Raw genomic sequence first — 13714 nt, forward strand, 5'->3', positions numbered from 1 at the left:
GCGACACTCACCAGATAGACACCCATGATCGCAACGTACCCGGCGCCACCGACAACGTCCCGGCCCTTCATGACAAGTGGCGCGGCGGCGATAGTCGACGCGGCCAGTCGAAGAGGTCCACCACCCAGCGGTCCAGGATGCCCGCGCCTTCACCCTTGAGGTCCGTGCCCTGCGAGCCGGCCACCGCAACGCAGCTCAGGCACTAACCGCCAACCTGCTCGACTCCGTCCTTCAGCGCCACTTCGACACGGCCACCTCCACCAGGCCCAGCCCTGAGCCGGCCGCGCCCGCACCTCGGACAGCAGCCGCTGCCGGTCGGACACCCAGCAGTGGCCCGCCCCGTGCCGCGCATCGAACACGGCGACCACTGCCTCCCGGCCCTTCGTCCACCCCTCCCTCGTCCGGTCACCGAATGCTCGCAGCGGCAGTGACCGCAGCGCACGCTCGGTCATCCGGCAGGCGTCTGCGTCGAGCCGGCTGCCGGGCAATGCGGCGTCTGACCCTCAATGCCGAGTTCCTGCCGTAGGTCGAGGTCGAAGCGCAGCCGCACCCCGGGCCGGCCGGGTTCGCGGGTGGTGCGGTCGGCTGTAGCGGTCGCCCAGCGCGTGCGACCGCGTCCTGGAAGGCGAGCGCCGTCTGGTCGTCGGCAGCCGCGACCTCCCCAACGAGGAGCCCAGGTTCGGCCATGTGCAGTGCGTTGATCGGTCCCATGTCCGGGATGACGTGTCGGCGGGTGCCGGCGTTTCCCCTGCGCAGCGGTTTCACCCGGCCGTGTACGCCTCAGCCACGTGGCCGTGCGACGGTCCGGCCGGCCATGCGGGGTGGCGTGTCACCGGCGGGTGCTGGCGTGGCGCACCTGCGGGACCCACCTCTTCATGACGGGCTTCACGCATCAACTGCACAGCGGTGCACCGCCGCGGTCGACAGAGGCGCTCCGGGCTCCGGTTGAGTGGCGGCGGTGGGAGTCGTGCGTACCGTCAGGGTTGGGCGGCATCCGCCAAGGGGAGCCTGTGTTCCGCGGGCCGCTGACTGACGCCGACCCCCTGTGGTGTAGCGGCCGTTGTTCGAGAGCCGGAGAGACTTCAGGGATGGAGTTGGTGCACGGTGGAACGACGCATGCCGGTGGCAACGCACTGGGGCAGTTTCGTAGCCGTGGTCGATTCGGGTCAGCTGGTGCGCATTGAGCCCCGGGGGGATGACCCCGCGCCGTCGCCGATCGGCCCGGGCATGGTGACGGCTGCTGAGGACAGTGCGCGTGTGCTGCGACCTGCGGTACGCAAAGGGTGGCTCAACGGCATGCCGCGCGCTGATGAAACGGCCAGAGGTGCGGACGCCTTCGTAGAAGTCAGCTGGGACGACGCGCTCACGCTGGTGAGCGAGGAATTGCGCCGAGTGCGCGCACAGCACGGGGACAGCGCGGTGTTCGGCGGTTCGTACGGCTGGGCCAGTGCGGGCGGCTTCCACAATGCGCAGGGTCAGCTCCAGCGGTTCCTGGCGTTGGGCGGGGGCTACACCGACTCGCGCAACACGTACAGCACCGCCGCTCTTGAGGTCATCCTTCCGCATGTGATCGGCGGGGCTCCGTGGAGCTACCAGTCCCGGATGCCGATGTGGGACGAGATCGCCGAGAGCTGTGAGCTCGTGGTGGCGTTCGGAGGGCTGGCTCTGAAGAACAGCCAGATCAACCCTGGCGGGCTGGCCCGGCACCAGACGCGGGACCTGCAGCGCAAGTGCCGCGAGGCCGGGGTGCGGTTCGTGAACGTCAGCCCGATCCGCAGTGACACCGCCGACTTTCTCGACGCCGAGTGGCTGCCGGCCATCCCGAATTCCGACACGGCCTTGATGCTCGGCATCGCGCACACGATGCTGGTCAACGACTGGCATGACGAGGACTTCCTCACCCGCTGCTGCGTGGGGTTCGACCGCTTCGCCTCCTACCTGACTGGCGACGTGGACGGCGTCGTCAAGGACGCCGACTGGGCCGCGAGGATCACGGGCATCAGCCGCGACACGATCTCAGATCTCGCCCGCCGCCTGTCCACACAGCGTTCCCTCATCATGGTCAACTACGCCGTACAGCGGGCGGACCACGGGGAACAGCCGATCTGGATGTCGGTCGTGCTGGCAGCCATGGCGGGTTCGCTGGGGCGGCCCGGCTGCGGCTGGGGCGCGGGCTACGCAACGATGGACGCGACCGGTGTCGCCCCGGGCCGCCCGCCCGTGGCGTCGATGCCGCGGGTGGCGAACCCTGTCGCGGACTTCATTCCGGTCGCCCGGATCGCCGACACCCTGCTGGAACCGGGCGCGACCATCGACTACGACGGTCAGCGCCTGACCCTGCCGGACCTGCGCCTGATCTACTGGTGCGGAGGAAACCCCTTCCACCATCACCAGGACCTCCACCGCCTCACCCGGGCCTGGCAGCGCCCGGACACGGTGGTGGTCCATGAAGCCTGGTGGAACACCACCGCGAAGTTCGCCGACATCGTGCTCCCCGTCGCGACCAGCCTGGAGCGCGACGACTTTGCCGCGGGGTTCTCCGACCCCCACCTCGTCCCGATGCCGAAGGTCCGCGAGCCGGCCGGCGAGGCACGCACCGACCACCGGATCTTCGCCGCTTTGGCCGCCCGGCTCGGCTATGAACGCGAGTTCACCCAAGGGCGAGCCGAGATCGAATGGGTCCGGCACCTCTACGACCAGACACGGGCGAACCTCGGCGACGAAGCGGCCCTGCCCGACTTCGACGACTTCTGGCAACGCGCCTCCGGCGTCGAACTGCCCGCACTCAGCGGTCCGTTTCCTGGCAGCCTCGAAGCACTGCGCTCCGATCCGCAGCGCTTCCCCCTGACGACGCCCTCGGGCCGGATCGAGATCTTCTCCGAGGAGATCGACTCGTTCGGCTACGACGACTGCACCGGACATCCGACGTGGTTCGAACCCGTGGAATGGCTCCGCGCCGACCTGGCGGACCGCTTCCCGCTGCACCTGATCTCGAATCAGCCCGCCTCACGCCTGCACAGCCAGTACGACAACGGTGGCCACAGCCTCAAGTCAAAGATCCATGGCCGCGAGCCCGTAACGATCAACCCGCACGATGCGGCATCACGCGGTATCGACAACGGCATGATCGTGCGCGTCTTCAACGACCGAGGCAGCTGCCTGGCGGGCGCGATCCTGTCGGACGCCGTCATGCCCGGCGTCATCCAGCTGTCCACCGGAGCCTGGTGGGACCCAGTCCAGCCGGGCCGGAGCGGAACCCTGGACCGCCACGGCAACCCCAACACCCTCACCGGCGACCGCGGATGCTCGCGTCTGTCACAGGGACCCAGTGCGCACAGTGCTCTCGTCGATGTCGAGGTCTACGACGGGCCGGTCGAGGAGGTACTCGCCTTCACACCACCACACCTCGAACACTTAAACGAAGTCAACTGAACGGTATGCCGTGTTCACCCTCGTCAGGCGCCAGGTCGGCAGGTCCGACCGGTGCCCAGCCTCCACGCGGACCTTTGCGTCTCCGTGACTGCGTGAATACGGTACGCAGCCATGACTGCACTTCAAGACCTCAAGTACGGCCAGTGGTTCAGGGGCGCCGATGTCGATGGCGACGGGTTCATTACCCAGCACGACGTCCGCAAGATGAGCGAGCGCTACATCAGCGCCCGCGAGACCACGCCTGATGCCGAGACCGTTCGCCGGCTCATCGAGGGGATGGACCAGTTCTGGTCGAACGTCATCGCCCCGATGGATCAGGACGGTGACGGGAAGGTCGATGCGCGGGAGATGACCGAAGGCTTCAAGAGTGTCCTGACCGACCGCGCGTTCTACCCGCACCAGATTGCGCCGGTCACCAACTGCTTCTTCGACCTCGTCGACCTCAACGGAGACGGCAAGATCGACCGGGCCGAGTTCCAGCAGATGTTCAGCTCGGTCGCCGCCGTCCCCGGCGAGGACTGCGCCGCCGTCTTCGCCGCTCTGGACCTCGATGGCTCCGGCGGACTGAGCCGTGACGAGTTCCACCAGGCACTCGAAGAGTTCTTCTACGGCAACGACCCAGACGCTCCCGCCAACCACATCTTCGGCAAGGTCACCGCCTGACAGTCCCCGGCGGTGCCCCCGGCCCAGCGCTTATGCCAGAGCCTCAAGGCGGGCGACTGGACACGTGCCGCCATCCGTCGAGGGCGGAGCAGGTCGCGCCGGGCAGGCAGTGGTTCGACCATCGGAGGAGCGCGGCTTGCTTGTCGTCGAGGAGGATGGGCTGCTCGCCGCTCAGGTTGTCGTAGTGGTCGCACAGGGCGTTGACCGAGCGGGCGAGACGCTGCGCGTGCGCGATCCGGGCTGGCAGCGCCTGCCGAGGCTCCAGACTCAGCCGGGTGCGGGCCTCCATGACGCCGGCGTGCGCGCAGGCGCGCGGCACGTCGTCCTCAGGGAGGCCGGCGGCCAGGGCCTCGACGACGGGGATGGCGAGCATGAGATGTCCGCGCAGCCGGAGCGTCAGTGTGCCCAGCTCTTCCTCGGTCGGGAGCTCGGCGTCTTTGGCCAGCAGGCGGCGGGTGCCGGCGCGCATCGTCGCGGTGTCCTCTGCGGGCGCCGGAGGCGCGGGGGGACCGCGCTGCTGACGGAGGTGGTGCGGCAGCTGTAGGCACGGGCGGTCGAAGGCGCTCTGGACCTGTCTGCGGTGCTGACGCGTGGAGTTTGCTCCCGCGCCCGCATGCCGAGACCGGAGCGACCTCGGCTTGGCCCAGCGCAGGACGGGGCTGGGTCCGCTTCATGCACAGGTTCGTACCCTCGACCGAGGCCGCCCGGCCTCACCTCAAGCGGCTTGAGATCATGGATCTTCCCGAGGCACACGTGACAACCGTGCCGCCGTCCACGGGCACGTTATCGGTTCCGGCGCCGCCGCCCGCCGCCGGCCCACCGTCACGATCCGGGAGTCCGCCGCTGACTTGGCCCGGCCACGCAGTCCTGGCCCAACAGCGCCTGGTGTGGCAGAGACCACAGGAACCCCGTCGGAGCCATGGAGCGTAGTGAGTGTGAGACAAACAGAACCATCGGAGTCGATGCGTGCTCGCATACGGGCGGGGGACCGTGCGGCGTTCGCCGACCTGTACGACGAACACGCGCGGGCGGTCTACAACCATGCCCTGCGCCTGACCGGCAACTGGTCAGAGGCCGAGGAAGCCATGTCCGAGACCTTCCTTGCCGCCTGGCGTACCCGGGACACGGTGGAGCCGGAGGGCGATTCACTCAAGCCTTGGCTGCTCGGTATCGCCACGCATAAGGCGTACAACGCCAACCGTCGGCTGCGCCGCCGGCTCACCTTCCTGGCCCGCAGTCCGGTACCCCGTCCCGTCGAGGACTTCGCGGACGAGACGGCAGGCCGGATCGACGACGCCCGCCGTCTCGCCGTGGTGCACGAGGCGCTGGGCCGTCTGCGCCGCCAGGACCGCGAGGTCTTCGCCCTGTGTGTGTCGGCCGGTCTGGACTACCAGCAGGCCGCCGAGGCGCTCGGCGTCCCGGTCGGCACCGTGAAGTCGCGGCTGTCGCGCGCCCGCGCGCGGCTCGCCCGGATCAGCTCCGCTGAACTCGGCCGTACCAGGGCGGAACCGCGGGGCTCTCGCGGAGAGAAGGAGAGTGAGGCCGTGTTCACGGCCATGTTTCTGCAGGAGGAAACCGGATGAACAACAGTCTTCCGCCGCACGTCGCTTCCGCCGGCGGGAGCGAGGCCGAGGAATTGCTGTCGGCCTCGGCCGAATGGGACCTCCCGCCGAACAGACACCTCCATTACAAGGACGTTCTGATGCAGCACATCGACCACGACCGCACTCTCTCCACCCAGGCTCGCTCTACCCCACGCCGTCGGCCGGCGCGTGCAGTCGTGCTGGTGCCCCTCGCGTCGATGGCGTTGGCCGGAGCGTTGATCGTCACGCTCTCCGGAGGTGAGGACACCTCGGCCCCTGTCACCCGGGCCGACCGGGCCCGCAATGCCTCCGCCACCCTCAATCGCATCGCCGTCGCGGCCATGGCAACCGATGGGACGCCGGTGAAGGACGGGCAGTACGTGTACGTCAAGAGCCTGACCCGCGAGAACAGCGGCACCTTCGGCGGTCCCGTGCGACTCGGTGCCCTGCACGAGAGGGAGGTCTGGATGTCGCAGAATCCCGGCCCCGTCACCAGGACCGGGTGGATCCGCGAATCCGGCAAGGACGCGGTGATGCCCGGTCAGACCATCCCCATCGACTCCTCCGCCGCCGTCTCGGCGGGCATCGACCATCCCACCTACACGTGGCTGGCCTCGCTGCCCACCGACCCCGAAGAACTGCTCGAACTGCTTTACGGCCAGATCAGGGTGGACGAGGGTGAGTCGAAGGAGCAGGCCGTCTTCTCCAGGATCGGCGATCTGGTGGGCGAAACGATCATGCCGCCGGCGAACGCCTCCGCCTTCTACAAGGCAGCCGCGAAGATTCCCGGCGTGCAGGAGATCCCCGACGCCGTCGACGCCGCCGGCCGTCACGGCATCGCTGTCACACGGGAAGACACCTCCTCCGCAATCCGCGACGAATGGATCTTTGACAAGAACACCCTCGCGTTCCTCGGCTCACGCTCGTACATAACCAGGGACGAGGCCAAGGGGGGCACTTCCGACACACTGTTCGGGACCAGCGCCATCATGGAGCGCACGGTTGTCGACCGGCACGGCAAGACACCGGCCAGGACCGACTGACGTCGGCGTGCACTGGCCGCGTCAGTGCGGCCGCGCGGTTCCCCCGGTGGCCGCTGTCGCTGGGCGGCGGCCTGCGGTGGTGCGGGCCGGCCTGGCGGAGGGCGGCTAAAGGGGGTTGCAGAAGACCGCGAACTGGGCAACTCCGTTGTGTGTTTGGGGTGTTGAGGGCCGAGCGGGTGTGGGTTGAGACGTTCACGGGGTTGCGAGTCGACCAGTTCGGTCGGTTACTGAAAGCGGTGCGGGAACGCGGGGGCGAGGGGTGCGGCTGGGGCCGTCCGTGGCGGTTGCCTCTGGCCGAGCGGGTGCTGCTGGTGGCCGTGTACTACCGCACGAACCTCACCAAGCGGCAGCTCGCCCCGCTGTACGGCGTCTCACCGGCGACCGCCTCGCCCTCGCCGCATGAACGCACACGCCCGAACACCGCTCCGACCTGCGCGATCACGGCCTTCTGCAACACCCTTCAGCCGGACACGGGTGTCAGCTGCTCATCCGCCCAATCGGCGAAGGTGGTGACCGGGATGCCCAACTCCCGGGCAAACTCGGGCCGGGCGGGCTGGAGGACCGCGTTGTTCCACTCGTGTCCGGCTCCCCACTTCGGCATGCCCGCCTCGAGGGCCTCTTCCAGACTCATGGAGGGCGCGGTCACGGGGACGCCCCAGGCGGCGGACAAGGTCTGCGCGATCTGCTCCATCGTGCGCAGGTCACCGGCCAGTTCCAGGTCCACCTGGTGGAACCGGTCAGGGTCTCGAAGGGCGTGCGCCGCAGCGGTGCCGATGTCCCTCGCTGCCACCAGGGCCAGTTCGGTGTCCGGTTTCAGTACCGTCAGCAGTCCGCCTCGGGGTCCTTTCGGCGCCAGCTGGGGCAGGTTCTCCATGAAGAAGGCGGGCTTGATCACCGTCCAGCGGTCAAAGCCCGCACCACGCACCGCCTCCATGATCGCCTGCTTGGTGTGGAAGTAGTCCGCCATCGCCGCCCAGCGGTTCTCGGCCCAGCCGGGGACCCGGGTGTGCTCACCGACTCCACTGGTCGAGGACTGCACGAACTGCCGTACTCCCCCGGCCTTCGCGGCGTCCATCAGGTTGGTGGCCTGGGCGAGCTCGCCCGCGAAGTCCACGCCGGTCTCGGTCATCGGCGGCATCTGCACCGAGAACACCGCGCGGACTCCCTCGACCGCTGGGCCGAGGGAAGCCCGGTCGGAAAGATCCGCCCGCACCAGCTCGGCGCCCAGCGCCTCGATCGCTCGGGCGGCCTTCGACCGCGGGTCGCGTACGAGTGCACGCACGGGCACCCCGGCGGCCAGGAGTGCGCGGGCCGTGGCCCCGCCTTGCCGGCCGGTGGCTCCGGTGACCAGGACGGTATCGCTGTTGATGGGCATGGTTGCTGCTCCTCACGGACCGGAGAAAGCAAAACGGCGGGGCCCGCCGCTTTGCTTGCCGGTAAGATATGGCGGGGCCCGCCGTTTAGCAATGAGGAGATCATGACCGGTCAGCGCTCGGACGCCCGACGCAACTACCAGCGCATCCTCGCCGTCGCCGAAGCCGAGGTCGCCGCGCACGGCGCCGAGGCATCCCTGGAGCAGATCGCCCGCACCGCAGGCGTCGGTTCGGCGACCGTGCGCCGTCACTTCCCCACCCGCCGTGCCCTGCTCGAAGCCGTCTTTCAGGAGCGCATCGAGGGCCTGTGCGAGCGCGCCCACCGGCTAAGTGCGACCGAGGACGGCCGCACTGCCCTTCTGGAGTGGCTCCATGCCCTCGTCCTCTACGCCGTCTCAGCCCGCGGGTTCGCCAACACCCTCAGCTACGAGCCCCCCACGGAGGAGTCCTCCCCGCACTCCTGTGGCAACAGAATCGCAGCGGCCGGAACTCCCCTGCTCCAGCGGGCCATTCGCGACAAGGTGGTTGCACCGTACGTCACCTTTCACGACCTGCTGACCCTCGCCGTCGGCATCGCCCTGGCCACCGAGCACCACAAGGACCCCGAGACCCAGGCCGACCGCCTCTTCCGCCTCGCTGTGGAAGGGCTCAGCCCTGAGCACGGCATCGCTGGGGTATCCGGGAACTCAGCCGATTCAGCTCAGGGAACACCAGGTTGACCGGCGGTCGGCGTCTCGCAGGTGGGTGGGATTCCCCGCAAGGTCATCTGTGCCTCCGCAGGGTGCCCGGGCCAGGATCGTGTCAGCGACCGGCTCGGGTTAGACAACCACGGCCGCCGCGTGCGCGCTGAAGTCGTTCGCGAACGGCCGGATCCTCGTCACTGCCCCGACCCTGGACCTGCTCGCGCAGACCGCCCAGGCGTGGCACCTGGTGGGCCGCACCGCCCCGATGGTCGCGTTGTGCTCGCCGGAGAGCTACTGGCGAGGCAGGCCGCCGTGGCGTGACGTCGACGGGCCGTTCGTTGAACGGGTCTGCGGAGCGTGACAAGCCCCCGATGCCGGTTGACTCTCGAAGGCTTGGTCGTTGCGGAGCGTTTGGCGGACTCAGAGGCGGCGGAGTCCTCGGACCAGCCCGGGAGCTGGTTCTCGACGGTGAGGTTGGCACCCCGGGCCACGGTCTGCGGCAATGAAGCGCACACGGTCGCTTCGACAGCGAGGTCGGCCGGGCTGCCCAGGAAAGGGGAAGGCGTCGCGGACGCGGGTGGCGACGCCCTCCTGAAGCAGCGAGTAGGCGTAGAGCATGGCGGTGCCGAACCCCTCCGGGGCCTGCCCCCAGCCTTCCCGGTCCAGGAGCCGCAGAGACTCGGTGAGGTTCGCCCAGTGCAGGTCGGCGTGGGCAGTGATCCAGCAGAAAAATCGCCGCCCTCGAACGCAGCCTGGATCGGACACCCAATAACGCCCAGAGCGGTCCCACCGACCTCGGCATGCTGGTGATCACCGGGCCGCGGGCCTTCTAGGCTCTCCCCATGACGATGACACCGGCTGAACTCGAGGCCCAGGAATCCACGTTGGAGCTCCTCAACAACGAGACGGCCGCGCGCCTGGCGCGCCAGGTGGACTCACTGGCGAAGATCGACAGCAAGGCGGTGTTCCTGATCGGGTTCGCGGCCACCGCCGCACAGTTCCTGGCGACGCACAAGCACCACACCGCCCTGGCCTACTGTGCGTTCGCCGCGTACGCCGCCTCGCTGTTGGCCGGGGTGCAGACCTTCCGGGTTGCCGCGCACAAGGACCTGGAACCGCGCCCGATGATCGTCACCCACGTCCGTTCGCCGAAGAGCCGGGTCCTGATCGAACTGGCTGCATCACGGGCGTCGATCTTCGAGGAGAACAAGAAGCGCCACGATCAGAAGGTCCGCTACTGGACGATCAGCCTCTGGTCGCTGGCCGGAGGGCTTGTCCTGTCAACTGCCGCATTGCTGCTGCACACTTGAGCCTCATGAGTAACGGACAAGACCAGGCGGCCGGCCAGCCCGAGCCCGCACCGGCCCCTCCTGCCCCGGCGCCGGAGCAGGACATCATCGATGTCTACACCAACGCGGAGCTGATCGGGACCGACAACTTTCACCAGACCGGGGAACCCGCCGACACCGACGTCACGACCGATACCGGCGCCGCCCACCCACGGGCCACCGACGATCCTGCCTGAGTCGGGACTGACGCGGCGCACTTGACCCCGTGGGTGATGGGTAGAGTCCCGGCGCCTCAGCAGGACACTATCGACCTCTGCGCCAACACCGTGCTGGTCAGGAACAAGAAGAGGAGCGACCCCGACCCCGCGCCCACCAAGTCGGTGCCCCCGCACGTCAGGAGCACCGGGCCTCGACCGTCCTGCTCCGTCAATTCGCAGTCCGGATAATCGTCGGACATCGCACGGAAGGCGACGTCTGGCCTGCGCAGCAGGCCGGTGGTCACCTCAGCAGCGACCTTGTCCTCGCGGGTCAGTTCCTCCACCACCCGGACCTTGTCCTCACGCTTGACTGAGCCTGTGGTTCCTGGAGGGCGAGGCGGAGCCGACCGCCCGGATGCGGCCGGGACCATGGGCCGAGGACCGGGACGCCCCCCTCTACGTCGCGCTCTACCTGCGCGCCGCACAGTACTCCGTGCGGAGCGGCTGCACCCGATGACCTACTCCTGAAGGCGGCTGACACGACGACCGCTCGGAGCTGCTGGCCTCCTGCTACCGCGAGCCCCTCCGCATAGCAGGTAGTCGGCCGCCGCCGAACTGGGCGCCCGCACGGTCGCCTTCCCGGCCACCTCCACCGGCATCTGCGGCCGGCCCATGGACGACGGCGCCCGCATCGCCATCGAAACGGTCCGCACAAGCTCCCCGCCCCCCTTGAGGAGGTCCGCTGCGTCCTCTTCGGCGCCGGGTCCTACGCGATCTTCGAGGCAGTCCTCGGCTGATCCGTGCCGTCGAGTTCGGATATGGGCGTTCGGACGTCACGGAGGAGAAGGAGCGGCAGGGGAAGCAGCACCGTGGCTGTGACGGCCGTCCACAGAATCGGTCCGGAACCGACGGCGACCGCCGCGATCCCGCCCAGCGTGAGCCCGGCCGGGCGCAATGCGTACGTACCGGTGGTGTCCCAGGACGTGACCCTGCCCTGGGCCTCCTGCGGTACCACTCGGCCGATGGTGGTGAACCACAGCACTCCGATGACGGCCTCGCAGGCCCCGCTCAGGACGGAGGTGGTGACCACCACCGTGAGGGGCGCGCCGAGAGCCAGCGCCAGTGGCGTGGTCACGAGGGGGAAGATGAGCACTGCCACCCCGAGCAGGGGTCTTCGGACGGTGAACCGGGCGGCCGCCAGACCGCCCAGAACAGCTCCCAGCCCGGAGGCGGCGATGAGCCAGGAGTAGCCGCGGGCTCCCCCGTACAGGTCCTCGGCGAGTAGCGGTTTCAGGGTCACCAGGGGCGCGGAGACGAGAAGTTCGAAACCGGCGAACACGGCGATCGTTCCCCACAGCCACGGACGCCGTGTCAGTTCGGACCAGCCTTCCCGCAGTTCCCGGACGAAGCCGGGCGCTCCGCTCCGCCCTCCCTGCCGGCGGTCGGACGGCTTTGCCCGTGCACGGATGCGTACGACGAGGAGCGCGCTGCAGGCGAAGGTCGCGGCGTCCACCGTGATCGTCCCGGCTGCCCCGATCAGCGCGACGAGTGTCCCGCCGAGGAGAGGAGCGATGATCCTCGTCGTGGACATGAGTGTGCTGCGCTTGGCATTCGCCCGCTGGAGGCCGTTCCGGTCGACGATCTGCGTCAGCAGGGCCCGTGATGCGGGCCCGGAGAAAGACCCCGCAGCACTGCCGGCGAACGCCAGTACGGCGAGTACGGGCACGGACATGACCCCCGCCGCGAGGCCGGCTGCCGTGCCTGCCTGAATGATGAAGCTGACGCTGTCGGCGGCGATCATCACTCGCCGGGGCGCATGATGGTCGGCGAACACGCCTCCCACGGCGCTGCAGGCGACCACCCCGCCGAACCCCGCTGCCAGAACGGTCCCGACCTCGGACGGGCCACCGCCCAGTGGGCCCAGGACCGCGAAGATGACGGCGACCGGCTCCATGAGCGATCCCGCCGCCGAGCAGGTCAGGGCCGTCAGCAGCAGCCGGAGGTCGCGGGCGGCGGAAGACGGCCGCAACATTACGCAGCCGCCCCGTCCGCTTCGCGCACCTTACCCGTCCCGAGGCGTCCCGACCGGTAGTGCCGGTCCAGGAGGAGGGCGTCCAGGGTGTCCGTGAACGTCTGCCGCACATGGGGTTCGACCTGGCCGTTCGCGGTGTATCCGCACGCGACCCAGCGGGAGGAGATGACGCTCTCCGGGAGATAGCCCCGGGTCACGTCCCCCACCTCCATGCCTTTCTGGCCTGCGGACTCCCAGCAGCTGTACAGGACGCCGTCGGCATTCACCGTCGCGCCTGTCCGTCCGCTTGTCTCCCCGCAGGTGGCGCAGGTGCTGTAGGTCGGCCGGGGCAGTGGGAATCCTGCTTCGCCGACTCTCCCGTACAGGTCCGCGACCTGCTCGGCCACGGCGCGCGAGTGCTCCACGGTGCCGGCGAAACCGATCCCGGGATCGTGGACGAGGGCGAAGTAGATGCCGAACCTTGCCGGGTCGAGGCGCCCGGACAGCCGGTCGACGAGCCGGTCAGCGCCCTTGATCGATTCGGCGGTCAGGTTCACCCGCAACTGCCAGCGGATATCGGTTTTCCGGGACACCTCGGCCAGGTTGTCCAGAATCCGGGCGAAGGTACCACGGCCGCCGATGGTGATGCGTGACCGATCGTGGGCTTCGGCGTCACCGTCGAAAGTCACCTGCACATCCCGAAGTCCGGCTTCTTCCAATGCCTTCATCTGCGGCACCGTGAAGAGTGTCCCGTTCGAAATCATGGATGCCCGGGCCAGCCCGATCTCACCGGCTCCTCGCAACAGGCGCAGACACTGGTCCATGTACATGGTCGGCTCTCCGCCGAACAGCATGACGTCCAATGCCTTCTTGCCGTTCTGGGCCAGCTGCCGCTTCGCGAACTCCAAGATGTCGCCCGTGCGGTCCTCGTCGATCGACATGCCGGCGATGCGCAGCGGTATACCGGTCTGACCGGTGGCCGGGAGCTCGGTGTTCTGGAAGCAGTAGGCGCAGGCGAGGTTGCACCGGGTCGTGACCAGCACCGTCAGCTGGTACGTGTCGCGCTCGACGATCGGGGACAGATCCGCGGCCCTGATGAGTTGTTCTGCCTCAGGGACGAGCTCCCGGTCTCCCGTCACCGCGGCCAGGGGCAGCCTTGCGATGCTGCGCGTCCCTATGGCCCAATAACAATCCGCGCCACGGATGATCCGCGTCCGTGGGATTCTGTCCAGGCTGGTCAACGAAAGCCTCCTCGTCCGTCAACGGTGATGGTGCGGAGATGCTGCTGGTGGGGGCCGAAGCCCCCACCAGCAGTGCGGCTCACGAGCTGTAGCCCTTGCAACTGACGTATTCCTGGCAGATGCCCAGCGACTCGACGCCCCCATTGTCGAAGATTTCGATGCGCATGATTCTCACCTCCTTCGCGTCTCTCGGCCGATG

General features: G+C 68.6%; 12 protein-coding genes and 4 pseudogenes. 10 read left to right on the forward strand and 6 right to left on the reverse strand.

Annotated elements, in window-relative coordinates:
- Nucleotides 1-448 precede the first annotated feature (448 nt).
- Nucleotides 449-711 (reverse strand): annotated as a pseudogene (locus ABT232_RS35635) (DUF6207 family protein).
- Nucleotides 712-1104: 393 nt separating this feature from the next.
- Here ABT232_RS35635 and ABT232_RS35640 point away from each other — a divergent pair.
- Together ABT232_RS35640 and ABT232_RS35645 are read left to right on the forward strand one after the other, a co-directional pair.
- Nucleotides 1105-3432 (forward strand): molybdopterin-dependent oxidoreductase, encoded by a 2328-nt coding sequence (locus ABT232_RS35640; protein ID WP_351848202.1) that lies wholly within the window; start codon nt 1105-1107, stop codon nt 3430-3432.
- Nucleotides 3433-3543: 111 nt separating this feature from the next.
- Nucleotides 3544-4095, forward strand: a complete 552-nt coding sequence (locus tag ABT232_RS35645; protein ID WP_351848205.1) for an EF-hand domain-containing protein — start codon at nt 3544-3546, stop codon at nt 4093-4095.
- 43 nt (nt 4096-4138) lie between these two features.
- Here the strand turns inward: ABT232_RS35645 and ABT232_RS35650 are convergent, their stop codons facing one another.
- Nucleotides 4139-4564 carry a DUF6415 family natural product biosynthesis protein gene (locus ABT232_RS35650; RefSeq protein ID WP_351848207.1) on the reverse strand — a complete coding sequence of 142 codons (426 nt, stop codon included), beginning with the start codon at nt 4562-4564 and terminating at the stop codon, nt 4139-4141.
- A gap of 493 nt (nt 4565-5057) precedes the next feature.
- Here ABT232_RS35650 and ABT232_RS35655 point away from each other — a divergent pair, with 493 nt between their 5' ends.
- The 3 genes and pseudogenes from ABT232_RS35655 to ABT232_RS35665 form a co-directional block, all read left to right on the forward strand.
- Nucleotides 5058-5678, forward strand: a complete 621-nt coding sequence (locus ABT232_RS35655; protein ID WP_351848209.1) for an RNA polymerase sigma factor — start codon at nt 5058-5060, stop codon at nt 5676-5678.
- Nucleotides 5675-6721 (forward strand): CU044_5270 family protein, encoded by a 1047-nt coding sequence (locus ABT232_RS35660; protein WP_351848211.1) that lies wholly within the window; start codon nt 5675-5677, stop codon nt 6719-6721. The genes ABT232_RS35655 and ABT232_RS35660 overlap by 4 nt, the downstream gene beginning before the upstream one ends.
- Before the next feature lie 149 nt (nt 6722-6870).
- Nucleotides 6871-7104 (forward strand): annotated as a pseudogene (locus tag ABT232_RS35665) (transposase family protein); the annotation flags it as partial.
- A gap of 77 nt (nt 7105-7181) precedes the next feature.
- On the opposite strand, the gene ABT232_RS35670 reads toward ABT232_RS35665, so the two are convergent.
- Nucleotides 7182-8096: an NmrA/HSCARG family protein gene (locus ABT232_RS35670; RefSeq protein ID WP_351848214.1), complete on the reverse strand. Its 915-nt coding sequence runs from the start codon at nt 8094-8096 to the stop codon at nt 7182-7184.
- A 102-nt stretch (nt 8097-8198) separates the two neighbouring features.
- Between ABT232_RS35670 and ABT232_RS35675 the strand changes: the two genes are divergently transcribed.
- The 4 genes and pseudogenes from ABT232_RS35675 (at nt 8199) to ABT232_RS35690 (ending at nt 10302) form a co-directional block, all read left to right on the forward strand.
- A complete protein-coding gene (locus ABT232_RS35675; protein WP_351848215.1) occupies nt 8199-8813 on the forward strand; it encodes a TetR/AcrR family transcriptional regulator in 615 nt (204 codons plus the stop codon).
- Nucleotides 8788-9069, forward strand: a pseudogene (locus tag ABT232_RS35680) (DEAD/DEAH box helicase family protein); the annotation flags it as partial. The gene ABT232_RS35675 and the pseudogene ABT232_RS35680, both read left to right, overlap by 26 nt.
- 550 nt (nt 9070-9619) lie before the next feature.
- Nucleotides 9620-10087 carry a hypothetical protein gene (locus tag ABT232_RS35685; RefSeq protein ID WP_351848218.1) on the forward strand — a complete coding sequence of 156 codons (468 nt, stop codon included), beginning with the start codon at nt 9620-9622 and terminating at the stop codon, nt 10085-10087.
- 5 nt (nt 10088-10092) lie between these two features.
- Complete coding sequence (locus ABT232_RS35690) at nt 10093-10302, forward strand: hypothetical protein (RefSeq protein ID WP_351848221.1); 210 nt, start codon at nt 10093-10095, stop codon at nt 10300-10302.
- Between the two features lie 56 nt (nt 10303-10358).
- On the opposite strand, the gene ABT232_RS35695 is transcribed toward ABT232_RS35690, so the two are convergent.
- Nucleotides 10359-10607: a DUF6192 family protein gene (locus tag ABT232_RS35695; RefSeq protein ID WP_351848224.1), complete on the reverse strand. Its 249-nt coding sequence runs from the start codon at nt 10605-10607 to the stop codon at nt 10359-10361.
- Nucleotides 10608-10807: 200 nt separating this feature from the next.
- Here ABT232_RS35695 and ABT232_RS35700 point away from each other — a divergent pair.
- Nucleotides 10808-11060, forward strand: a pseudogene (locus ABT232_RS35700) (macro domain-containing protein); the annotation flags it as partial.
- Here the strand turns inward: ABT232_RS35700 and ABT232_RS35705 are convergent.
- Both ABT232_RS35705 and ABT232_RS35710 read right to left on the reverse strand, forming a co-directional pair.
- The gene (locus tag ABT232_RS35705; protein WP_351848226.1) at nt 11030-12295 is read right to left on the reverse strand and encodes an MFS transporter; all 1266 of its coding nucleotides are present in this window, start codon (nt 12293-12295) and stop codon (nt 11030-11032) included. The pseudogene ABT232_RS35700 and the gene ABT232_RS35705 sit on opposite strands and share 31 nt — an antisense overlap.
- Entirely contained in the window at nt 12295-13515 is a 1221-nt protein-coding gene (locus tag ABT232_RS35710) for a radical SAM protein (RefSeq protein ID WP_351848228.1), read from the reverse strand. Before ABT232_RS35710 ends, ABT232_RS35705 begins: the two co-directional genes overlap by 1 nt.
- Between the last annotated feature and the right edge of the window lie 199 nt (nt 13516-13714).

The organism is Streptomyces sp. NPDC001532, assembly GCF_040298625.1.
Taxonomy (GTDB): domain Bacteria; phylum Actinomycetota; class Actinomycetes; order Streptomycetales; family Streptomycetaceae; genus Streptomyces.

What these genes read in the sequence shown, in the direction of transcription:
- ABT232_RS35670 (WP_351848214.1), bottom strand. Translation starts at nt 8,096, where the DNA reads ATGCCCATCAACAGCGATACCGTCCTGGTCACCGGAGCCACCGGCCGG.
- ABT232_RS35650 (WP_351848207.1), bottom strand. Translation starts at nt 4,564, where the DNA reads ATGCGCGCCGGCACCCGCCGCCTGCTGGCCAAAGACGCCGAGCTCCCG.
- ABT232_RS35655 (WP_351848209.1), top strand. Translation starts at nt 5,058, where the DNA reads ATGCGTGCTCGCATACGGGCGGGGGACCGTGCGGCGTTCGCCGACCTG.
- ABT232_RS35645 (WP_351848205.1), top strand. Translation starts at nt 3,544, where the DNA reads ATGACTGCACTTCAAGACCTCAAGTACGGCCAGTGGTTCAGGGGCGCC.
- ABT232_RS35690 (WP_351848221.1), top strand. Translation starts at nt 10,093, where the DNA reads ATGAGTAACGGACAAGACCAGGCGGCCGGCCAGCCCGAGCCCGCACCG.
- ABT232_RS35675 (WP_351848215.1), top strand. Translation starts at nt 8,199, where the DNA reads ATGACCGGTCAGCGCTCGGACGCCCGACGCAACTACCAGCGCATCCTC.
- ABT232_RS35660 (WP_351848211.1), top strand. Translation starts at nt 5,675, where the DNA reads ATGAACAACAGTCTTCCGCCGCACGTCGCTTCCGCCGGCGGGAGCGAG.
- ABT232_RS35705 (WP_351848226.1), bottom strand. Translation starts at nt 12,295, where the DNA reads ATGTTGCGGCCGTCTTCCGCCGCCCGCGACCTCCGGCTGCTGCTGACG.
- ABT232_RS35685 (WP_351848218.1), top strand. Translation starts at nt 9,620, where the DNA reads ATGACGATGACACCGGCTGAACTCGAGGCCCAGGAATCCACGTTGGAG.